This is a genomic window from Stenotrophomonas sp. CFBP8980, assembly GCF_034046095.1.
Taxonomy (GTDB): Bacteria; Pseudomonadota; Gammaproteobacteria; order Xanthomonadales; family Xanthomonadaceae; genus Stenotrophomonas; species Stenotrophomonas lacuserhaii.
On the sequence record NZ_JAXCXF010000006.1, the window covers coordinates 198,947 to 220,744 of the forward strand.

17 protein-coding genes are annotated in these 21,798 nt (G+C 67.8%); 13 read left to right on the plus strand and 4 right to left on the minus strand.

Annotated features, from left to right (window positions below; translation table 11 throughout):
* Positions 1 to 165: 165 nt before the first annotated feature.
* Positions 166 to 954: an enoyl-CoA hydratase-related protein gene (locus tag SOM47_RS13850; protein ID WP_042612822.1), complete on the minus strand. Its 789-nt coding sequence runs from the start codon at positions 952 to 954 to the stop codon at positions 166 to 168.
* Positions 955 to 1,070: 116 nt separating this feature from the next.
* Between SOM47_RS13850 and SOM47_RS13855 the strand changes: the two genes are divergently transcribed.
* The 9 genes from SOM47_RS13855 to SOM47_RS13895 all read left to right on the plus strand — a co-directional run bounded on the left by SOM47_RS13855 (position 1,071) and on the right by SOM47_RS13895 (position 11,026).
* Positions 1,071 to 1,322 carry a FeoA family protein gene (locus SOM47_RS13855; protein WP_042612821.1) on the plus strand — a complete coding sequence of 84 codons (252 nt, stop codon included), beginning with the start codon at positions 1,071 to 1,073 and terminating at the stop codon, positions 1,320 to 1,322.
* The gene (gene feoB, locus SOM47_RS13860; RefSeq protein WP_320505900.1) at positions 1,319 to 3,178 is read left to right on the plus strand and encodes a ferrous iron transporter B; all 1,860 of its coding nucleotides are present in this window, start codon (positions 1,319 to 1,321) and stop codon (positions 3,176 to 3,178) included. Before SOM47_RS13855 ends, feoB begins: the two co-directional genes overlap by 4 nt.
* A complete protein-coding gene (locus SOM47_RS13865) occupies positions 3,178 to 3,432 on the plus strand; it encodes a DUF6587 family protein (RefSeq protein ID WP_320505901.1) in 255 nt (84 codons plus the stop codon). The genes feoB and SOM47_RS13865 overlap by 1 nt, the downstream gene beginning before the upstream one ends.
* A 169-nt stretch (positions 3,433 to 3,601) precedes the next feature.
* Positions 3,602 to 4,324: a 4-hydroxy-tetrahydrodipicolinate reductase gene (dapB, locus tag SOM47_RS13870; RefSeq protein ID WP_080335061.1), complete on the plus strand. Its 723-nt coding sequence runs from the start codon at positions 3,602 to 3,604 to the stop codon at positions 4,322 to 4,324.
* A gap of 293 nt (positions 4,325 to 4,617) precedes the next feature.
* A complete protein-coding gene (gene carA / locus SOM47_RS13875; protein WP_192083416.1) occupies positions 4,618 to 5,748 on the plus strand; it encodes a glutamine-hydrolyzing carbamoyl-phosphate synthase small subunit in 1,131 nt (376 codons plus the stop codon).
* The gene (locus SOM47_RS13880) at positions 5,748 to 6,302 is read left to right on the plus strand and encodes a hypothetical protein (RefSeq protein ID WP_042612816.1); all 555 of its coding nucleotides are present in this window, start codon (positions 5,748 to 5,750) and stop codon (positions 6,300 to 6,302) included. Before carA ends, SOM47_RS13880 begins: the two co-directional genes overlap by 1 nt.
* Positions 6,303 to 6,356: 54 nt before the next feature.
* The gene (gene carB, locus SOM47_RS13885; RefSeq protein ID WP_042612815.1) at positions 6,357 to 9,599 is read left to right on the plus strand and encodes a carbamoyl-phosphate synthase large subunit; all 3,243 of its coding nucleotides are present in this window, start codon (positions 6,357 to 6,359) and stop codon (positions 9,597 to 9,599) included.
* Positions 9,600 to 9,607: 8 nt separating this feature from the next.
* Positions 9,608 to 10,072 carry a transcription elongation factor GreA gene (greA, locus tag SOM47_RS13890; RefSeq protein ID WP_185000279.1) on the plus strand — a complete coding sequence of 155 codons (465 nt, stop codon included), beginning with the start codon at positions 9,608 to 9,610 and terminating at the stop codon, positions 10,070 to 10,072.
* A 3-nt stretch (positions 10,073 to 10,075) separates the two neighbouring features.
* A complete protein-coding gene (locus SOM47_RS13895; protein WP_320505902.1) occupies positions 10,076 to 11,026 on the plus strand; it encodes a phosphoglycerate mutase in 951 nt (316 codons plus the stop codon).
* A gap of 63 nt (positions 11,027 to 11,089) precedes the next feature.
* Here the strand turns inward: SOM47_RS13895 and SOM47_RS13900 are convergent, their stop codons facing one another.
* On the minus strand, positions 11,090 to 12,142 hold the full coding sequence (locus SOM47_RS13900; protein WP_320505903.1) for a DUF1176 domain-containing protein: 1,053 nt from the start codon (positions 12,140 to 12,142) through the stop codon (positions 11,090 to 11,092).
* 116 nt (positions 12,143 to 12,258) lie between these two features.
* Here SOM47_RS13900 and recJ point away from each other — a divergent pair, with 116 nt between their 5' ends.
* Positions 12,259 to 14,016: a single-stranded-DNA-specific exonuclease RecJ gene (recJ, locus tag SOM47_RS13905; protein ID WP_320505904.1), complete on the plus strand. Its 1,758-nt coding sequence runs from the start codon at positions 12,259 to 12,261 to the stop codon at positions 14,014 to 14,016.
* Between the two features lie 71 nt (positions 14,017 to 14,087).
* On the opposite strand, the gene SOM47_RS13910 is transcribed toward recJ, so the two are convergent.
* Positions 14,088 to 15,182: a DUF1176 domain-containing protein gene (locus tag SOM47_RS13910; protein ID WP_414715807.1), complete on the minus strand. Its 1,095-nt coding sequence runs from the start codon at positions 15,180 to 15,182 to the stop codon at positions 14,088 to 14,090.
* Between the two features lie 99 nt (positions 15,183 to 15,281).
* Here SOM47_RS13910 and SOM47_RS13915 point away from each other — a divergent pair, with 99 nt between their 5' ends.
* A complete protein-coding gene (locus SOM47_RS13915; RefSeq protein WP_320505906.1) occupies positions 15,282 to 18,236 on the plus strand; it encodes a DUF2135 domain-containing protein in 2,955 nt (984 codons plus the stop codon).
* On the opposite strand, the gene SOM47_RS13920 is transcribed toward SOM47_RS13915, so the two are convergent.
* On the minus strand, positions 18,223 to 19,461 hold the full coding sequence (locus SOM47_RS13920; protein WP_320505907.1) for an acyltransferase family protein: 1,239 nt from the start codon (positions 19,459 to 19,461) through the stop codon (positions 18,223 to 18,225). The genes SOM47_RS13915 and SOM47_RS13920 overlap by 14 nt on opposite strands.
* A gap of 157 nt (positions 19,462 to 19,618) precedes the next feature.
* On the opposite strand from SOM47_RS13920, the gene SOM47_RS13925 reads away from it, so the two are divergent.
* Positions 19,619 to 20,509: a LytTR family DNA-binding domain-containing protein gene (locus tag SOM47_RS13925; RefSeq protein ID WP_320505908.1), complete on the plus strand. Its 891-nt coding sequence runs from the start codon at positions 19,619 to 19,621 to the stop codon at positions 20,507 to 20,509.
* 103 nt (positions 20,510 to 20,612) lie between these two features.
* A protein-coding gene (gene prfB / locus SOM47_RS13930) for a peptide chain release factor 2 (protein WP_101099674.1) occupies positions 20,613 to 21,738 on the plus strand; the annotation gives its coding sequence in 2 pieces (ribosomal slippage) (positions 20,613 to 20,687 and positions 20,689 to 21,738; 1,125 coding nt in all).
* Positions 21,739 to 21,798: the final 60 nt, after the last annotated feature.

The window sequence follows — 21,798 nt, forward strand, 5'->3', positions numbered from 1 at the left end:
CGGAACGTCCTGTAGATGAAGTGGCGCACGCAGGGGTGGCCACGAGAGAGATATACGCGGGCCGTCGCAGCAACCGGCCAGCCCGCAGCATGAACGGCTTCACCAGGCGGGGCGGATGCGCGCAGCATCGGCCCGGCCCAGCCGCCGCGGCGTGAAGGCGTCGGGTCAGGTGAGGGCAGCCCACCCCGGCGGACGCTTGTCGAGGAAGGCGCCCAGTCCTTCCTGGCCCTCCGCCGATACCCGCAGGCGGGCGATCAGCTCGGCATTGGCCTGGTCGCGCGCATCGGCATCGGGGTTGGCCAGCACATCACGGACCAGTGTCTTGGCGCTTGCGGTGGCGATCGGTCCGGCCGCCAGCAGCAGGTCCAGCTGCTGCTTGACCGCGGCATCCAACTGGTCGCCCGCCACCACGGCGTGGACCAGGCCGATGCGCAGCGCCGTGGCGGCATCGAAGTGCTCGCCGGTGGCAAACCAGCGCCGCGCCTGGCGCGGGCCGATGGCGGCGATGACGTAGGGGGAGATGACCGCCGGCAGCAGGCCCAGCCGGCTTTCGGTCAGCCCGAAGCGTGCGCTGTCGGCGGCAATGGCGATGTCGCAGCAGGCCACCAGGCCCACGCCGCCGCCGAATGCCGCTCCGTGCACCCGTGCGAGCGTCGGTTTGGGCAGTTCGTCCAGGGTGCGCATCAACCGGGCCAGCGCCAGCGCATCCTGACGGTTTTCCGATTCGCTGGCTGCAGCCATGCCGCGCATCCAGTGCAGGTCGGCGCCGGCGGAGAACGAGGCACCTTCGCCGGCCAGCACGACCGCGCGCACCGAAGGGTCGCGTCCGGCCTGCGCCAGCTCACCGGTCAGTTGGGCGATCAGGCCGTCGTCGAAGGCATTGTGCAGCGCCGGGCGGTGCAGGCGCAGGGTAAGCAGGGCGCCAGAGCGCTCGACCAGCAGGGAATCCGTCATAAAGTCCGCAAATACTCGATACCTGTATGGATCATAGCGGCCCAAAGGTCATGGGCCATGACGCGGCGCGGCGATGTTAGAATTGATAACCATTCTTATCACTGGAAAGTGCGCGAGTGACGCTGTCCGATCTGCCCTTGCAAACCAACGCCGTGGTCGAAACCGTCCATGACACGCACGCCAACGACACCATCGCCCGTCGCCTGAGGGAGCTTGGCTTCGTCCAGGGCGAGTCCGTGCGTCTGGTGGCGCGTGGCCCGGTCGGTGGCGAACCCCTGCTGGTGCAGGTCGGCTTCACCCGCTTTGCGCTGCGCCGCAGTGAAGCCGCTCGCGTCCAGGTCAGCGCTGAACAGGGAGTGCCGGCATGAGCGCGGCGAGCCTGCCACTGCGCGTGGCCCTGGTCGGCAATCCGAACAGCGGCAAGACCGCGCTGTTCAACCAGCTGACCGGCAGCCGGCAGAAGGTCGCCAATTACACCGGCGTGACCGTGGAACGCAAGGAGGGCCGTATGCGCGCGCCATCTGGCCGCGAGTTCGCCATCCTCGACCTGCCGGGCGCCTACAGCCTGCAGCCGGCCAGCTTGGACGAGGCGATCACCCGTGACCTGTGCCGTGGCTTCTACCCCGGCGAGGCGGCACCGGACGTGCTGCTGTGCGTGATCGATGCGACCAACCTGCGCCTGCACCTGCGCTTCGCGCTGGAACTGCGTGAGCTGGGCAAGCCGATGGTGGTGGCGCTGAACATGGTCGACGCGGCCGAGCGTCGTGGCATCAGGATCGACGTGCCGGCGCTGGAACATGCGCTCGGCGTGCCCGTGGTGGAAACCGTAGCGGTGCGCAAACATGGCGCGCAGGCGCTGGTGGAGCGGCTGGATGCGATGGTGCCGCACCTCGGCGCACCGGTGGCGGCGGTGGAAGGCCAGGGCATCGACTACCACGCGCAGGTGCGCGGGATCCTCGATGCCGCCGTCAGCATGCCCACCCGCACCGCGAAGATCGATGACACGCTGGACCGCTGGCTGCTGCATCCGGTGTTCGGCCTGGCCACCCTGGTGGTGGTGATGTTCCTGATCTTCCAGGCGGTGTTCGCCTGGGCGACGCCGATGATGGATGGTATCGAGGCGCTGTTCGGCTGGCTCGGCGAGCAGGCTGGCGCGGTGCTGCCGGAAGGCCCGCTGGCCAGCCTGGTCACCGACGGCATCATCGCCGGTTTGGGCGGGGTGGTGGTGTTCCTGCCGCAGATCCTGATCCTGTTCGCCTTCATCCTGGCGCTGGAAGAATCCGGCTACCTGCCGCGTGCGGCGTTCCTGCTGGACCGCATGATGGCGTCGGCCGGGCTGTCCGGGCGTTCGTTCATCCCGCTGCTGTCCAGCTTCGCCTGCGCGGTGCCCGGCATCATGGCCACGCGCAGCATCCAGGACCCGCGTGATCGCCTGGCGACCATCCTGGTGGCCCCACTGATGACCTGCTCGGCACGCCTGCCGGTGTATGCGCTGCTGATCGGCGCGTTCATTCCCGATGGCAAGGTGGGCATCTTCAACCAGCAGGGACTGGTGCTGTTCGGCCTGTACGTGGCGGGTATCTTCAGTGCGCTGCTGATGTCCTGGGTGATGAAGAAGTGGCGCCGCGACAAGAGCGAGCACCCGCTGATGCTGGAGCTGCCGTCATACCGCATCCCGCACCCGCGCGACCTGGCGGTGGGCCTGTACGAACGCGGCATGATCTTCCTCAAGCGCGTCGGTGGCATCATCCTTTCGCTGACCATCCTGCTGTGGTTCCTGCTGTCCTTCCCCGGTGCGCCGGCCGATGCGACGATGCCGGCCATCGACTACAGCTACGCTGGCCAGCTCGGCCATGCGATGACGGCCATCTTCGCCCCGCTCGGCTTCAACTGGCAGATCTGCATCGCGCTGATCCCGGGCATGGGCGCGCGCGAAGTGGCGGTGTCCTCGTTGGCGACCATCTATGCGCTGTCGGCGCCGGACGACGATGCGGCGATCTCGGCGCTGACCCCGATCGTCAGTGACGGTTGGTCGCTGGCCACCGGCCTGTCGCTGCTGGTGTGGTTCATCTACGCCCCGATGTGCATCTCCACGCTGGCCACGATCAAGCGCGAAACCAATTCGTGGAAGCAGGTCGGCTTTGCCACCGTGTATCTGTTCGCCGCGGCCTATATCGCAGCTCTGGTCACCTACCAGGTGACCGTGGCGCTGGGAGGCGGTTGATGGAGGCCGGCCTGCTGCTGCAGTACCTGATCGTCGCGGTGGCGGTGCTGGCCAGTGCGTGGTTGGTGCTGAAGAAGCAGTTCCCCGGGACGGTACGCAAGGCGCGTGGCGCGTTGGCGCTGAGCCTGCTGCGCTCCGGCCGGCCGGGTTGGCGGCAGTCGCTGGGCCGACGCATCGCACCGCCAGCCAGTGGCGGCGGCGGTGCCTGTGGTGGCTGTGACAGCTGCGGGCCGACGCCGCCGAAGGCGCACTGAGCGGGTCGGGCGTGTGACGGCCAGCGGCCGTCACTACTGGTGCGATGAACCGTGCCGTGCCGTGGTAGCGCCGAGCCATGCTCGGCGAGCGCAGCGGCAGGGGCATCCATCGCGGCCGATGGGCGGCTGCCCCCTGTGCAAATGCATGCCCAGCCGCTAGCCTTCCCGGATGAACCAGACTCCCCTGCGATTGCTCATCCATGGCGCTTCCGGGCGCATGGGCCAGGCCCTGCTGCGGCTGGCCGCCGAACATACCGATACGCTGATCGTGGTGGGGGCCTACACCGGCCGCGCGCCTGCGCAGCGGGTGGTGGACGGCATCCCGCATTTCGCCGCCAAGGAACTGCACGGCGCTCCGCCGTTCGATGTGGCCATCGACTTCAGCCTGCCCGAAGGCTTCGATGCGATCCTGGCGCTGTGCGTGGAGCGCGGCGCGGGGCTGGTTTCCGGCACCACCGGCATCAGCCAGGCGCAGCGCGATGCACTGGATGCGGCGGCCAAGGCGATACCGCTGGTGTGGGCGTCCAATTTCAGCCTGGGCGTGGCGGTGCTGGATGAACTGGTCGAGCGTGCCGCACAGGCATTGGCTGGATGGGATTGCGACATCGTCGAATCGCACCACACCCGCAAGCTGGATGCGCCTTCGGGCACCGCGCTGACGCTGGGGGCTGCGGCCGGGCGTGGCGGGGCTACGCCGCAGTATGCCAGCCTGCGCGCCGGCGACATCGTCGGTGAGCACCTCGTTCAGTTCACCGGGCTGGGCGAGCGGATCGAGCTGGTGCACCGGGCGACCAACCGCGACATCTTCGCCCGCGGCGCGCTGTTTGCTGCGCGGCAGCTGGCTGAACGGGCACCGGGGAGCTATCGGGTGCGGGATCTGCTGAACGGCTGAACGGGGTGCTCGGGGGGCACTGCGCGAAGGGCCCGCTGCGCTCGCCGACCATGGGTCGGCGCTACCGGTCAGGGGCTGCTGCACGCGCCGGGGTGCGCTCGCCGACCATGGGTCGGCGTTACCTGCAACGTGGTGCTGGCGCCGGACCCCGCATGCGTCTACAATTCGCACTCGCCGAAACACGATAGCCGGACCGGTCCTGAACCGTACGTCCGCGCTTTTTTGCAACCGGTTTTTACCGTGAGCGCAGGCGTGACCTTCGGTACCCCATCGGTAGCCAAAGTGAGATTTCCGTGACCCAAGCCGCAATCCTCGTCCTCGAAGACGGCACCGTATTCGAGGGCGAATCCGTAGGCGCGCCCGGCCTGTCCGTCGGTGAAGTGGTGTTCAACACCGCCATGACCGGTTACCAGGAAGTGCTGACTGATCCGTCCTACGCCCGGCAGATGGTCACGCTGACCTACCCGCATATCGGCAACACCGGCATGACCGACCAGGACAATGAAGCGTCCAAGGTGTGGTCGGCCGGCCTGATCGTGCGCGACGTGCCGCGCCGCCCGAGCAGCTGGCGCAGCCAGGTTTCCCTGCAGGACTGGCTGTTGCAGCGTGGCGTGGTGGCCATCTCGGGCATCGATACCCGCAAGCTGACGCGCATCCTGCGCGAGAAGGGCGCACAGAACGGTGCGCTGATGGCAGGCGAGGGCATCAGCGTGGAGAAGGCACTGGAGGCGGCACGTAGCTTCCCCGGCCTGAAGGGCATGGACCTGGCCAAGGTCGTGTCGACCGAAACCACCTACCAGTGGAACGAAGGCCAGCTCGACCTGGATGCCAACGCGTTCGTCAGCGTGCCCTCGCAGTACAAGGTCGTGGCCTACGACTACGGTGTGAAGACCAACATCCTGCGCATGCTGGCCGAGCGCGGCTGCGATGTGACCGTGGTGCCGGCGCAGACCCCTGCGGCCGACGTGCTGGCGCTGAAGCCGGACGGCGTGTTCCTGTCCAACGGCCCGGGTGACCCGGAGCCGTGTGACTACGCGATCAGCGCGATCAGGACCGTGCTTGAGGCCAAGGTGCCGACCTTCGGCATCTGCCTGGGCCACCAGCTGCTGGCACTGGCCTCCGGCGCGAAGACGCTGAAGATGGGCCATGGCCATCACGGCGCCAACCATCCGGTGCAGGACCTGGACAGCGGCCGGGTGATGATCACCTCGCAGAACCACGGATTCGCGGTGGATGAAGCGACCCTGCCGGCTACCTTGCGGGTGACCCACCGCTCGCTGTTCGACGGCACCAACCAGGGCATCGCGCGCACCGACGTGCCGGCGTTCTCCTTCCAGGGCCACCCCGAAGCCTCGCCCGGACCGACCGACGTCGGCCCGTTGTTTGATCGTTTCGTGACCTTGATGGCCGAGGCCCGCGCCTGATGCGCGTTAGCGCACTGCTGGCCGGGCTGTTGTTGGCCGGTACCGCAAGCGCCCAGCCGGCCACGCCGGCCGAGGTGGCGGTGATCATGCACCAGCTCGGCATGCACGGGCTGGGCAAGAGCAGCGCCGAAGTGCTGTTCAGCATCTCCCCGACGCTGAAGGCGCTGGACCAGGGCGGGCGTGATTGTGCGTCCACCCAGATCGGCAAGCTGCTCGACGCCCACTTCCAGCAGCAGATCGCCGGCAATCTCGGTGAAGACGGGGCGGTGCTGGTCGGCGAATGGAAGCAGTTCATGGCCACGCCGGCCGGTGCCGACATGGGCCGCACCTTCCAGGCCAGCGCGGCGGCCCAGCAGGGCATGGCCAGCGAGGGACCCGAGGTGAGCGAAGCGAACAAGGTGGAGATTGCCCGGTTCATGGGCACCCCCGCGTTCCAGCGCTTCATCGACGGCCTGGCTGCCGACGGCGGGATGCCGGAAAACATAGGCGAAACGATGTCCGCCGCGCTCAAGCGCGAATGCCGCATCGACTTCGACGCGGAACAGATTTCCTGATCGTCAGCGTGCGATCACTCCCCCTTGTCACGCTGTACCGACCTAGAGAAGAAAATGGCAAAGCGTACTGACCTGAAAACCATCCTCATCATCGGTGCTGGCCCGATCGTCATCGGCCAGGCCTGTGAGTTCGACTACTCTGGCGCGCAGGCCTGCAAGGCACTGCGCGACGAGGGGTACCGCGTGGTGCTGGTCAACAGCAATCCGGCCACCATCATGACCGACCCCGAGATGGCCGACGCCGTCTACATCGAGCCGATCAACTGGCAGACGGTCGAGAAGATCATCGCCAAGGAGAAGCCCGACGCGCTGCTGCCGACGATGGGCGGCCAGACCGCGCTGAACTGCGCACTGGACCTGGCCGACAACGGCGTGCTGGAGAAGTACAACGTCGAGCTGATCGGCGCCAAGCGCGAAGCGATCCGCATGGCCGAAGACCGCGAGCTGTTCCGCGTGGCGATGGGTGAAATCGGCCTGGAATGCCCGTCCGCCGCCGTCGCGCACACGCTGGAAGAAGCGCTGGATATCCAGACCCGCGTCGGCTACCCGACCATCATCCGCCCGAGCTTCACCCTGGGCGGCAGCGGCGGCGGCATCGCCTACAACCGCGAAGAGCTGATCGACATCGTCACCCGTGGCCTGGAACTGTCGCCGACCACCGAAGTGCTGGTGGAAGAATCGGTGCTGGGCTGGAAGGAATTCGAAATGGAAGTGGTCCGCGATACCGCGGACAACTGCATCATCGTGTGTTCCATCGAGAACCTGGACCCGATGGGCGTGCACACCGGTGACTCGATCACCGTGGCCCCGGCGCAGACCCTGACCGACAAGGAATACCAGCGCCTGCGCGATGCCTCCATCGCCGTGCTGCGCAAGATCGGCGTGGATACCGGTGGTTCGAACGTGCAGTTCGGCATCAATCCGCACACCGGCCGCGTGGTGGTGATCGAGATGAACCCGCGCGTTTCGCGTTCCTCGGCGCTGGCCTCCAAGGCCACCGGCTTCCCGATCGCCAAGGTCGCCGCCAAGCTGGCCGTGGGTTACACCCTGGACGAACTGAAGAACGAGATCACCGGCGGCCTGACCCCGGCCTCGTTCGAGCCGTCGATCGACTATGTCGTCACCAAGATCCCGCGCTTCGCCTTCGAGAAGTTCCCGGCCGCCGATGCCCGCCTGACCACCCAGATGAAGTCGGTGGGCGAGGTGATGGCGATGGGGCGCACCTTCCAGGAATCGATGCAGAAGGCGCTGCGTGGCCTGGAAACCGGCAAAGTGGGCTTCGACCCGACCGAGCTGGACCTGGGCAACGAGGACGACATGCAGACCCTGCGCCGCGAGCTGAAGGCTCCCGGCCCGGAGCGTCTGTTCTACGTGGCTGACGGCTTCCGCGCTGGCATGAGCGTGGAAGAAATCCATGCGCTGTCCTTCATCGATCCGTGGTTCCTGGACCAGATCGAAGAGATCATCACCGCCGAAGGCGAAGTCGCCGCCGGTGGCATCGACACCCTGGATGCGGCGCGCCTGCGCAAGCTCAAGCGTGCCGGCTTCTCCGACGCCCGCCTGGCCCAGCTGACCGGCACCAACGAAGCGGCCGTGCGCGCGCTGCGCCGTGCGCACAAGGTGCGCCCGGTGTACAAGCGCGTGGACTCCTGCGCCGGTGAGTTCGCCACAGGTACCGCCTACCTGTATTCGACCTACGAGGACGAGTGCGAAGCGGCGCCGAGCAACCGCGACAAGATCATGATCCTCGGCGGTGGCCCGAACCGCATCGGCCAGGGCATCGAGTTCGACTACTGCTGTGTGCACGCCGCGCTGGCGCTGCGCGAAGATGGCTATGAAACCATCATGGTCAACTGCAACCCGGAAACCGTGTCCACCGACTACGACACCTCCGACCGCCTGTACTTCGAGCCGCTGACGCTGGAAGACGTGCTGGAGATCGTCGAGCTGGAACAGCCGAAGGGCGTGATCGTGCAGTACGGCGGGCAAACCCCGCTGAAGCTGGCGCGCGCGCTGGAAGCCAACGGCGTGCCGGTGATCGGCACCAGCCCGGACTCCATCGACCTGGCCGAAGACCGCGAGCGCTTCCAGCAGCTGGTGGACAACCTGGGCCTGAAGCAGCCGCCGAACCGCATCGCCCGCAACGACCAGGAAGCGCTGCTGCTGGCGCGCGAGATCGGCTACCCGCTGGTGGTGCGTCCGAGCTACGTGCTGGGCGGCCGTGCAATGGAAATCGTCTACGGTGAGTCCGACCTGGCGCGTTACGTGCGTGATGCGGTCAAGGTCTCCAACGATTCGCCGGTGCTGCTGGACCGCTTCCTCGACAACGCCGTGGAAGTGGACGTGGACATCATTGCCGACAGCCAGGGCAACGTGCTGATCGGCGGCGTGATGGAACACATCGAAGAGGCCGGCGTGCATTCGGGCGATTCGTCCTGCTCGCTGCCGCCGTACTCGCTGTCTGCCGAAACCCAGGCCGAGCTGCGCCGCCAGGTGGTGGAGCTGGCCAAGGCCCTGAACGTGGTCGGCCTGATGAACACCCAGTTCGCCATCCAGGCCGGTGAGAACGGCGAAGACATCGTCTACCTGCTGGAAGTGAACCCGCGTGCCTCGCGCACCGTGCCGTTCGTGTCCAAGGCCACCGGCATGCCGCTGGCCAAGATCGCCGCACGCTGCATGGCCGGCAAGACGCTGGCCGAGCAGGGCGCCACCAAGGAAATCGTGCCGGACTATTACTCGGTGAAGGAAGCGATCTTCCCGTTCGCCAAGTTCCAGGGCGTCGATCCGATCCTCGGGCCGGAGATGCGCTCCACCGGTGAAGTGATGGGCGTCGGCCGCAGCTTCAGCGCCGCCTTCGCGCGTGCGCAGGAAGCCGGTGGCATCAAGGCGCCGCCGGTCGGCAAGGCCTTCGTGTCGGTACGTGACCCGGACAAGCAGCGCGTGCTGCCGGTCGCCGAGGCGCTGCTGGCCAAGGGCTACAGCCTGGTCGCCACCCGTGGCACCGCCGCGTGGCTGCAGCAGCACGGCATGGAATGCGAGATCGTCAACAAGGTTGTCGAGGGTCGTCCGCACATCGTGGACCGCATCAAGAACGGTGAGATCGTCTACATCGTCAACACGACCGAAGGCCGTGCGGCGATCAACGACTCGTTCTCCATCCGTCGTGAAGCGCTGCAGCACCGCGTGACCTATTCGACCACCATCGCCGGTGCCAAGGCACTGGTGCATTCGCTGGAATTCCGCGGTACCGGCCCGGTCTGGTCGCTGCAGGAACTGCACAAGGAACTGAACGCATGAGAGCTCCCATCACGATGAAGGGCGCGCAGCGTCTGCGCGAAGAACTGGACCAGTTGAAGTCGGTCAAGCGCCCGAAGGTGATCGCCGCGATCGCTGAAGCGCGCGAGCACGGCGACCTGAAGGAAAACGCCGAATACCACGCCGCGCGCGAAGAGCAGGGCTTCATCGAAGGCCGCATCAAGCAGCTGGAAGGCGAGCTGTCGCACGCCGAGATCATCGACGTGTCCAAGCTCAATGCCGGCTCCAAGGTGGTGTTCGGCGCGTCGGTGACGCTGGCTGACGTGGAAACCGACGAAGAGAAGAAGTACCAGATCGTCGGTGACCTGGAAGCGGACATCAAGCTCGGCCTGATCGCCATTTCCTCGCCGGTGGCGCGGGCGATGATCGGCAAGCTGGAAGGTGACAGCATCACCATCGATGCACCGGCCGGCCAGCGCGAGTATGAGATCGTCAGCGTCAGCTACGCAGGCTGATCGATGGCCACGGCAACGCTGCTGCTGGCCGCACGCAGTCGATTCGCGGTGGCCGCGTTGCCCGATGAAGTGGCACGTGCGCTCGGTCGCGCCGAGCGCAGCGAGCACCCAGCCGGGGAGGGCGCGCAGCTGCAGCGTCACTTCCACGTGCAGGGGGCGTCCGATGCGCTTGATGCCGCCGGCGGCGGCGCGATGCCGGCCGCGGCACTGACCCGTCAGCTGGATGCCGGCGATGCGGCCGGCCACGTCTGGCTGCGCGCCGATCCGGCGCACATGGTGCCGGACATGCACGGTGCGCGGATGATGGGGCACGGCGACACGCTGCGCCCGTCACACGAGGATGCCGTCGCCCTGCTGCCGGACCTGCTGCCGGTGTTCGCCGAACACGGCCTGTATCTGGATGCGCCGGTGGCGTCGCGCTGGTACCTGCGCGTACCGGACGACATGACCTTGCCCGTGTTCGCCAGCCCGGATGACGTGCTCGGCGATGACCTTTTCAGCCACCTGCCGAGCGGCGCGGAAGGCCGGCGTTGGCGCGCGCTGCTTACCGAAACCCAAGTGGTGCTGCATGCACACCCCTGGAATGAACAACGGGTCGTGCAGGGGCTGAGCCCGATCAACTCGCTGTGGTTCTGGGGCGCAGGACGCCTTCCGCACAGCGTGGCGACGCCGCATGCCCAGGTGCGCAGCCGGGATGCGCTGCTGCGTGCGTTGGCGACGGCCGCCGGGGTGCAGGTGGATGGCGAGCAATCGGTGGATGCGCTGGTCGATCTGCGTCCGTTGCGCTCGCTGGACCAGTTGGCGAACCAGGCGATCATCCCGCTGCTGCAGGCGCTCCAGCGCGGTGAGCTGCATCGCCTGGTGCTGGATTTCGAGGACGGCGTGCAGTTCGGCTTCCTGCGCTCGCAGCGCTGGCGGTTCTGGAAGAAGCCGCGACAGTTGCACGAGGCCTGAAGCAGCCCCGCCATGGCGGGGTGTGGCCCACGGCGGTACAGCATGCGACCGCTGTGGAACGGCTCAGTCCATCCTGCCAAGGTAGGTCGGCAGCTGCCAGTGCCTGTGGCTCGGACCGACGCAGTCGGCGCCGACGAACTCGGCGCTCATCACCAGGCGCGCTCCGTCCCAGGCCCAATGCCGGGTCCTGCCGCAGGTGTCCGTGCCGGTCGCCACGCCTTCCTCCACGAACACCGCGTGAGGAGGGAGCGGAAACAGCGCGGCACCGGAGACCAGGGTGGGGGAGAATGGCGGGCGGTCGCGGACCAGCCACGTCCCTGCTGGAACGATGTAGCGCTCGGTCGCGCAGCTCAACACGGCCAGGACATGGCTGGCATCCACCCGTTCGACGCGAAGTCGGCGCGAAGACGCCCGGATGCAGGCGTCCTTGGCATCGGCCACCGGTTGCAGCAGCTGGCGCAGGTCTGCGCGCTCGGCCAGCAGGCCGTCGTCTTCGCGTGTTTCGACCAGCAGCGGCGGCGCTTTCAGCGAAGGCGTCGGCACGGCAGAGGGCACCGTCGATTCCGGCTGCGCGCCGTTGCGTACCAGCGCACCTTGGGTGTGCAGCCGCCCTTGTACCTCGTCCATCTTCAGCAGCAACGGGCCGGCACCGTGCTCGGACAACGGCCACGCGTGGCCCGTGCCATCGACCAGCTCGACGCGATTTCCAGCCGCCAATGCCTCGATCAAGGCCGGCACGTAGCGATCGGGCAACGCCAGATCTTCCCCTGGGGATTCCATTCGACCGATCTCGCCGAGGTCCTTTCCCTTGGCGCGCAGCCGCAGCGCTCCCTGCGGCCCCCCCACCGTGGCAGAGCGCGGCGCATCCTCTGCGCCTTCCGCCATCGCGATGCGTACGGCGACTGCGGTCTGCGGTCCCGCCGCGCGCTCGATCAGCATGCCGAGCATCAGCGGTGCCAACGGACCGAAAGCCGCTATCCGGCAGGTGCCGGTATTGTCGCAGGCCATGAACGCGTCCTGTTCGAAGAATGCAGCACCGGTGGCCGCGGTCGCGTGTGACATCGATGCGGCGTAAAGGGCAAAGCCGAACAGGGCGGTCGAAACAGGACAGCGCATGCGACGAAATCCAATGCGTGGGGCGGGCAAGCATGGCTGATCGCGCATGCTCCGCCAATCCCGATGATGCTGCTGCGCGGTATCATGCGCATGTCTTCCGCAACCCGGCGATGCCGATGTCCCTTGCCGCCGATGCTGCGCAGCCAACGTCCGATGTGCCGATGATCCGCCGTCGCGAGGTGGTGGTGCCTGGTGCCTGGCCCGACGGCACGCTGCCGCTGCTGGCGCGCCTGTATGCCGCACGCGGCGCGCATACGCCCGAACTGGCGCTGCCCCGGCTGGGCAGCCTGCATGCCCCTGAGCTGTTGAGCGGCATCGACGGCGCGGTGCAGCTGCTGGCGACGGCGATCGCCGCGGACAAGCGCATCGTGGTGGTGGGTGATTTCGACTGCGATGGCGCCACGGCCTGTGCGGTCGGCGTGCGTGGCCTGCGCATGCTTGGCGCGCGCCACGTCGCGCATGCAGTGCCCAATCGAATGGTGCACGGCTACGGCCTGTCGCCGGCGCTGGTGGAAGAACTGGCCCTGCTGCAGCCAGACCTGCTGGTCACCGTGGACCACGGCATCGCCTGCCATGCCGGGGTGGCGGCGGCCAAGGCCAAGGGCTGGCAGGTGCTGGTCACCGACCACCATCTGCCCGGTCCGCAGCTTCCGCCGGCCGATGTCATCGTTGATCCGAACCTGCACGACGATGCCTTCCCCAGCAAATCGTTGGCCGGTGTTGGCGTGATCTTCTATGTGCTGCTGGCCTTGCGTCGGCACCTGCGCGAGTCCGCGGTGTTCGCCGATGGCAAGGGACCGGACCTGGCCACGCTGCTGGACCTGGTTGCGGTGGGTACCGTCGCCGACCTGGTGGCGCTGGATGCCAACAACCGGGCGCTGGTCAGTGCCGGCCTGCGGCGGCTGCGGGCCGGGCAGGGCTGCATCGGCCTGAAGGCCTTGATCGAAGCCAGCGGCCGCGATGCCGCGCGATTGACCGCCACCGATATCGGGTTTGCGCTGGGGCCACGCTTGAATGCCGCCGGTCGGCTGGAGGACATGGCGCTGGGCATCGCGCTGCTGCTGACCGAGGACCCGGCGCAGGCGCGCGACATCGCGCAGATGCTGGAGCAGATCAATGCCGAGCGACGCGCCGTGCAGCAGACCATGACCGACGATGCCGAGAAGGCCGTGGCCAAGGTGGTGCTGGATGACGATGGACAGCGCCCGATCGCTGCGGTGCTGTTCGATGCCGAGTGGCATCCGGGTGTGATCGGCTTGGTGGCGTCCAAGATGAAGGACCGCCTGCATCGTCCGGTGGTCGCCTTCGCGCCCGCCGAGCCGGGCGGTGATGCGTTGCGCGGTTCTGCGCGTTCGATTCCCGGCCTGCACATCCGTGATGCGCTGGCGCTGGTCGATGCGCAGCAGCCGGGCCTGATCGAGCGCTTCGGTGGCCATGCGATGGCCGCCGGCATGAGCCTGCCGCATGCCCACCTGGCATCGTTCCATGCCGCCTTCGCCGCCGCCGTGCATCAGATGCTGGACCCGGTGATGCTGCAGCAGCAGATCCTCAGTGACGGCGAGCTCGGCGGCGACGAGCTTGACCATCGGCACGCGGACGCGCTGCGGCTTGCCGGCCCGTGGGGGCAGGGGTTCCCGGAACCGCTGTTCGATGGACACTTCGAGGTGACCAACTGGCGGGTGTTGAAGGAGCGCCACCTCAAGCTGGAACTGCGTCGACCCGGGGTGGCCGGGCTGATCAATGCCATCCAGTTTGGCGGCTGGACCGGCAATGCGCCGGCGCGCAACGTGCACCTGGCGTATCGGCTGGCCTGCGATGATTACCGTGGCGGCACCGCCATCCAGTTGATCGTGGAACATTGCAGCGCGGCCTGAAGCATCCCGGTAGCGCCGAGCCATGCTCGGCGGAATCCATCAACGTTCGCGGCGCCGCACCCGGCTGACCCTCACTCCTTGACCGTGGTCACCCGCGTGGGCAGGTCCCACGCACCGCCCGCAGCGACCAGTCGACACAGGCCCGTGGTGGTGGCGGAGGTCGCCACGAAGCGGCGCCCGTCCCAGCCCCAGGTGTTCATCGACCAGCAGTCACCCAGACCTCGCCCCTTGTGCGATCCACTGATGCTGCGGCCGTCATCATCAGTGCCGAAGTGGGTGACCAGCTGCGGCTCGTAGGGTGCCTGCGCGTTGACCACCCAGTAACCACTGCCCGCGTTGTAGGCCCCGCGCCAGCAGAGGGCCGATACCAGCAGCTTGTCCGCGCTCAGGCGCTGGACCTTCAACGGCACGACAGGCTCATCCATCGACACGGTCTGGTCGGATTGCAGGGCCGCGCAGTCATCGGGCGGGGTCGCGGCTACCAAGGCGGCGCGCAACGCATCGGAACCCGCCAGTGCGGCGTCGGACGGGCGTGCTGCGGCCAATTTCGCCAGCACCACCACCGGCATCGGCAACGCCGCGGGTACCGACGATTCCGCCTTCTTGCCCTTGCGCATGACCGCGCCGGGCGTGCCCAGCCGGCCCTGGAATTCGTCCATCTTCAGCAGCACCGCCGATGCACCGCGCGCCGACAGCGTCCATTGCCGCTGGTCGTCGCCGGTGAAGACGACGCTGCCCGCGCCGGGACCGGTGACCGAGGCCAGCAAGGCAGCCACCTGGGCCGCATCCAACGTCGCCGTGCCTGCGCCCGCGACGTAGTCGAGCGCGCCCTGGTCCTTGCCATCGATCTGGAGCGTCAGCCGATCAGGCAGCACGCTCTCCTCGTATTGGCCGAGCATCAGGCTCGCGCTGATCGGCTGGTCGGGTCCGCCGTGGCGGGTCAGCAGCACTGATACCGGCAGCTGATCTGCCGCTTCGTCGTTCTGGTAGCCGGCCGCACGGCAGGTCCGGGTGTTGTCGCAGGCCAGCGTCCAGTCGTGGTGACTGAAGTCGATGCCCACCAGCTCGGTTGGCGAAGCGCACAAGGCGGGCAATGGGGCCAGCAGCAGAAGCAGCAACGAGGGCAGGCGCACGGAGATCCCGGTGTATGAAAGAGGCCCGTGCATGGTGGCCGATGCGAGGGCGCAGGCCAAGATGGCAACAAGGCAAACCCCGATAGGCGCCATCATGCGTTCAACGGACTGTCACCCACGCAGGAGCGTCACATGCAAGGTCTGTCTCGCGGTCTGGTCATGTTCGCCATTGCGGCGCTGGGCATCGCGGCCTACAAGGTGGAGGCACAGCGTCCGATGCCACCCCCGCCTGCCGTCAGCGCGTCGGCTGCCGTTACCGCGCCGGTATTGCAGGTAAAAGGCGCGGAAGTGCCGGTGCAGCTGCGCCATGCCAGCCTGCACGGCACGCTGGCCGCCGGTCTTGCCGAGACCCGCATCGAACTGGAGTTCCACAACCCCAACAGCCGCATCCTGGAGGGACAGCTGGAGTTTCCGTTGGCCGATGGCCAGCAGGTGGCAGGCTTCGCACTCGATATCGACGGCGTGCTGCGCGATGCGGTGCCGGTGCCGAAGGCGCAAGGCCGGCAGGTGTTCGAAGCCATAGAGCGGCGGCGGGTCGACCCGGGGCTGCTGGAACAGACCGCCGGCAACCAGTTCCGCCTGCGCATCTACCCGATCCCGGCGCACGGCAGCCGACGCGTGGCGTTGACCCTCCGTCAGACCTTGCCGGTTGACACGCAGGACCTGCGCTGGACGTTGCCGATGCAGTTCGCGCATGGCGCGCAGCAGGCAAGCGTGCAACTGGACGCCAGTGGCAGCGGCGCGCCGCGTGCCTCGAATGCGATGCCATGGGATTTCCAGTTGCGCGATGGCCGCTATCAGCTGCAGTGGCAGGGCCGCGGCGCGGAGCTGCCGGTGCAGGCGCAATGGATCCTGCCGCAGGTGCGCCAGCGCGACGTGGTCGCCGGCCTGCATGAGGGCCAGCGCTACCTGATGGCGCAGATTCCAGTGCCGGTACAGACCGTGCAGCGTGCCATGCCTACCCGCATCGGCCTGCTCTGGGATGCCTCCGGATCGGCGGCACAGCGCGACCGTGTGGCCGAGTTCGCCGTGCTGGATCGCTATTTCAAGGCCATCGCCGATGGCCAGGTAGAACTGACGGTGGTGCGCGACCAGCCCGAAGCGACGCGCGGATTCCGCATCCGCGGTGGCGACTGGTCCGCATTGCGCGCTCACCTGCAGGCGCTGCCGTTGGACGGCGCCAGTGCGCTGGGCGCGTGGACGCCGCAGTCGGGGGTGCAGGAATATCTGCTGGTCAGTGATGGACTGTCCAACTACGGCAATCGCAACCAGCCGGCACTCGCTGCAGGCCAGCGTCTGTATGCCTTGAGTGGTGCCGGCGCGCGTACCGACGTGGCACGCCTGCGTGCCTGGACCGCCCCCCACCAGGGCGAAGTGCTGGTGCTGTCCACGCCAGCTGATGTGCCTGCCGCGGCAGCGCGGTTGCTGCAGCAGGGTGCGGCCGTCATATCGCTGGAAGGCGATGGCATCAGCGGGCTGGTGGCCGATGCCGGTGCGGCGGCGCAGGGCTGGCTGCGGGTGCTGGGCAGGATCGAAAAGCCGGACGGCAGCGTGCAGCTGCGCGTGCGACTGCCGGATGGGCGCATCGATGCCCAGCGGGTGAGCGCCGGCGAAGCACGGTTGCTGCCTGGCGGCCTGGTGGCGCATGCCTGGGCGAACGGCCAGCTGGCCGACTGGGCGGGTGATCCGGTGGCACACACCGCAGCGCGACGCACGCTGTCACAGGCGTTTGGACTGGTCGGTGCGGACACCTCGCTGGTGGTGCTCGAATCGATCGACGACTATCTGCAGCACGGCATCCGTCCGCCGCCGCCGCTGCGCGCCGAGTACGACCGCCGGCATGCGCTGGCCACCGTCGACGTGGCGCGTGAGCGCAGCGAGCGCCTCGACGACATCGCGCGGCAGTTCGCTGATCGTCAGCGCTGGTGGGAAACCCGCTGGCCCAAGGGCACCCCGCCGCAGGCGAAGGAGGAAAAGCCCAGCCCGACCGCGGTCGCCATGGCGGCGCCGTCGGCGGCGGTCGAAGCCTTCGAGGCCCGACCGAACGACAGCGTCACTGCGCCGCCGCCGCCTTCACCCGCACCCGCACCCGCACCCCCGGCGCCGCAGGCCATGCTGGCGCGCCAGGCCCCGGGCCCGCACGCCGAGCGCGCTGCGTCCGCACCAAGCGCTGCCAACAGCGGCGAGATCACCATCGCGCTCGCGCCATGGGCCCCCGATGCACCGTATGCCACGCGCCTGCGTGCTGCCTCGGCCGACGCGTTGTATCCGCTGTACCTGTCCGAGCGCGCGCAGCATGCGGACAGCAGCGCGTTCTACCTGGACGTGGCCGACCTGCTGCTGGCCAAAGGCCAGCGTGCGCTGGCGCTGCGGGTGCTGTCCAACCTGGCCGAAATGCAGATGGAAAACCGCCACGTGCTGCGCGTGCTGGGGTATCGGCTGATGCAGGCCGGTGCACCGGCGCTGGCGGTGCCGGTGTTCCGTGACGTGCTGGCCATCGGCGAGGAGGAGCCGCAGAGCTTCCGTGACCTCGGCCTGGCGCTGGAAGCCAGCGGCCAGTACCCGCAGGCGCTGCAGGCGCTGTACGAAGTGGTGCTGCGTCCGTGGGACAGCCGCTTCAATGGCATCTCGCTGATCGCACTGGATGAGGCCAACACCCTGATGGCACGCGAGGGACTGGATGCTCGCGCCATCGATCCGCGCCTGCGCCGCGCCCTGCCGCTGGACCTGCGCGTGGTGCTGGGCTGGGACAGCGACAACAGTGACATGGACCTGTGGGTGACCGATCCCAACGGTGAGCGCGCGTACTACGGCAATCGGCTGACCTACCAGGGCGGCCAGATGTCGCAGGACTTCACCGGAGGCTATGGGCCGGAGCAGTTCTCACTGCGTGATGCCAAGCCGGGCACCTACAAGGTGGAGGCCAACTTCTTCGGCAGCCGCGAGCAGCTGGTCACCGGTGCGACCACCTTGAGCCTGCGCCTCAGCACGCAGTGGGGCACGCGCCAGCAGCGCGACCAGATGGTCACGCTGCGCCTGAAGGACCAGGCCGAGAGCGTGCTGGTCGGGGAGTTCACGGTGAAGTAGGACGTGGTATCGGCGCGCCGACAGCGTCCGGCGCGTCGCTTGGCCACGTGGCGCGCCGCGGCGACCGCACGCCGAACAGCGGCCGAAGCGGCGCACTGCGCCGTATCAGTCCCTCGTGCAGCAGCAGGCACAATGCGAAGGTGCCGCCCAGCACCAGCGCCGGCTCCAGCCACGCGCCCAGCGACAGCGGGCGCAGCGCATACAGCAGCAGGATCAGCACCGTCTGGTGCAGGATGTAGATGCAGAACACGGCTTCGCGGGCATATGGCAGCCAGCGGAAAGGGCGGTCCAGCCAGGCATGCGCCCAGCCGAACAGCGCCAGCAGCGCGGTCCAGGTATACAGCGCACGTGCGAGCCGTTCGCTGGTTGCCCACGGCAGCGCCAGTACCCATGGTTCCAGCCCTTCCACGCCGGGAAGGCGCCCCAGAGCGCGGATGCCCAGTTCGACGCTCATCGCAAGCAGCGCCAACGCCAGCGTGGTCCGCCGCCAGCGCAGCAGCAGCTCCCAGCCCCGCTGCCAGCGTGCGGCGACGAAGCCGAGGGCGAACAGCGGCAGCGATTCGGCATGCACGAAGGCGTCGTGCACCAGCGCGTGGGTGGGCGGATGGCGCGGCAGCAGGTACAGCACGGTCCAGGCCAGCCAGGCCACAGGCAGCAGCAGGCCGACCAGGGCGATGGCACGGTCGGACGGGGCCCAGCGAGGCAGCGCCGGACGCAGGGGGCGAAGCAGGCTGGACAGGGCGATCAGCAGCAGCGAATAGGGAATCAGGTACGCCAGGTACCACAGGTGGTTCCAGGTGAAGCCGAACTCGGCGCCCGCGAAGCCCGCGCCGGGCCAGGGACGGAACTGCCAGTAGCGCAGCAGGAACGCCCACAGCCCGGGCGCGACGCCGCCGTTCTCCACCGCCTCGCAATACGCCTGCAGGCTGACGACCGCCACGATCCCGAACAGCAGGGGCAGCAACAGGGTCCCGCTGCGGCGCAGGGCAAACCGCCAGCGCCCGTGCACGGGCAGCGCCAACCCCAGCGCGATCCCGGAAATGACGAACAGCAACGGCATGCGCCAACGGTTGAGCGCGATCATCGGCCACTGCAGCCACTCGAAGGTATGGCTGCTCTTGAGGTGGAAGTCCCACTCGGCCACATAGGCCATCGCCACGTGGTACGGGATCAGCAGCAGCAGGGCGAACACCCGCAGGGCGTCCAGGTCGTTGCGTCGTTGCATGGGCAGGTACTGTGCGGGACAGGAGCGGCCAGCGTGCGCGCGGCACCGTTCGCCACCAGCGCCGAAGGGCCGTGCTGCGCCCGTCCAGGGACCAATGGCGGCCGTGGCGGGACCAACGGCGCGGGCAAAACGGCACCGCCACGCGATAATGCGCGGCATGGAATCCACACCTGCCGCGCCGGATGGCGCGATACCCGTCGACCGGCCCGAGCGCCAGGAGCGCCGTCGGGTCGCCGGCTTCTGGCTGGCCCTGTTCAGCGGCACGGCGGCCGCCAACGTGCTGGTGCGTTACATGCGTGCCGCGCGCGACCACGAAGCCTTCGACTGGTTTGCCGGCATCGTCGATGAGGGCAGCAGCGCGCTGGTGTCGCTGTTGCTGTTGGCCGTACTGATCCGGCTGGCGGCACGCTGGCCCCTGCATGCCGACACCTGGCGCCGGCTGCTGCCTTCCTACCTGATCGGGGCGCTGGCGTGGTGGCTGCTGCATGTGGGCGGCATGGTGGCGCTGCGCCAGCTTGCCCATGCCGTGGTGGGTGGACAGTACCGCTACGGGCCGTGGCCGACCCAATGGCTGTACGAGTTGTTCAAGGACCTGCAGACCTACGCCATCCTGGTCAGCGCGGTGCATGCGCTGGCCTGGTTCGGGCGCCGGCGGCAGGGCGAAGCGACCCTGCTGGCAGCGCCGGATGAAGGCGTGCCGGTGGAGCCGGTGGAGCGTCCGGCGCACTTCCTGGTGCGCACCCTGGGCAAGGAGTTCCTGCTGGCCACGGCGGACATCGAATACGCGCAGGCCGCCAGCAACTACGTCAACCTGCACGTGCGCGGGCACGACTACCCGCTGCGCATCACCCTGGCCGCTCTGGAGGCGCGGCTGGATCCGGCGGTGTTCCTGCGCTGCCATCGCAGCTGGCTGGTGAACCGTGCCTGCCTGCGTTCGATCGAGCCGCTGGATGGCGGCGAAGCCCTGCTGCACATGGCCGACGGGGCCCGATTGCCGTGCAGCCGGCGCCAGTTGCCGCTGCTGCGGCAGGCGCTGGGCGGGGGCTGAAGGCGGGGCAGGGGCCATGCAGGGGGCGGGCGAGCGGACTCGGCAGCAGCGGCGGCTGTGCTGGTATCATTACCGGTCATATTTCGAACACGAAACCGCCGACATGCTCGAGCTGAATCCTGTCCGCCAGCGAATCACCGATCTCACCGATCGCGTGGTCTCGCTCAGGGGGTATCTTTGACTACGACGTCAAGAAAGAACGCCTGGAAGAAGTAACCCGGGAGCTGGAAAACCCGGATATCTGGAACAAGCCGGAGTACGCCCAGAACCTGGGGCGTGAACGCTCGCTGCTTGAAAAGACCGTGGGCGGCATCGCCAGCATCCTCGATGGCCTGGTGGAATCCACCGACCTGCTGGAACTGGCCGAGAGCGAACAGGACCAGGAAACCGCCGATGCGGTGGTCGCCGACCTGGACAAGTACCTCAAGCACGTGGAACAGCTGGAATTCCAGCGCATGTTCTCCGGCGAAATGGACAGCTGCAACGCCTTCGTCGACATCCAAGCCGGCGCCGGTGGCACCGAAGCCCAGGACTGGGCCGAAATGATGCTGCGCATGTACCTGCGCTGGTGCGAAGCGCGCGGCTGGAAGACCGAACTGATGGAAGTGTCCGGCGGCGATGTGGCCGGCATCAAATCGGCCACCTTCCGCGTGGAAGGTGAGTTCGCCTACGGCTGGCTGAAGACCGAGATCGGCGTGCACCGCCTGGTGCGCAAGTCGCCGTTCGATTCGGACAACCGCCGGCACACCAGCTTCACCTCGGTGTTCGTGTCCCCGGAAGTCGATGACAACATTGAAATCGACATCAACCCGGCCGACCTGCGCACCGACGTGTACCGTTCCTCCGGTGCCGGTGGCCAGCACGTGAACAAGACCGAGTCGGCGGTGCGCATCACGCACATCCCGACCAATACCGTGGTTGCCTGCCAGACCGGCCGCAGCCAGCACCAGAACCGCGACACCGCGATGAAGATGCTGGCCGCCAAGCTGTACGAGCTGGAAGTGCAGAAGCGCAACACTGAGCGTGATGCCCTGGAAGCGACCAAGTCCGATATCGGCTGGGGCAGCCAGATCCGCAACTACGTGCTCGACCAGAGCCGTATCAAGGACCTGCGCACCGGCATCGAGCGCACCGATACGCAGAAAGTGCTGGACGGCGACCTGGATGAGTTCATCGAGGCCAGCCTGAAATCCGGCCTGGAAGCGGGCGCCAAACGCAGCGACGCCTGAGCCTGCGGGTCGCCTGCACGGTGACCCGCCCGGTGGCTGCAGCCGCAGCCACCCCCGGTC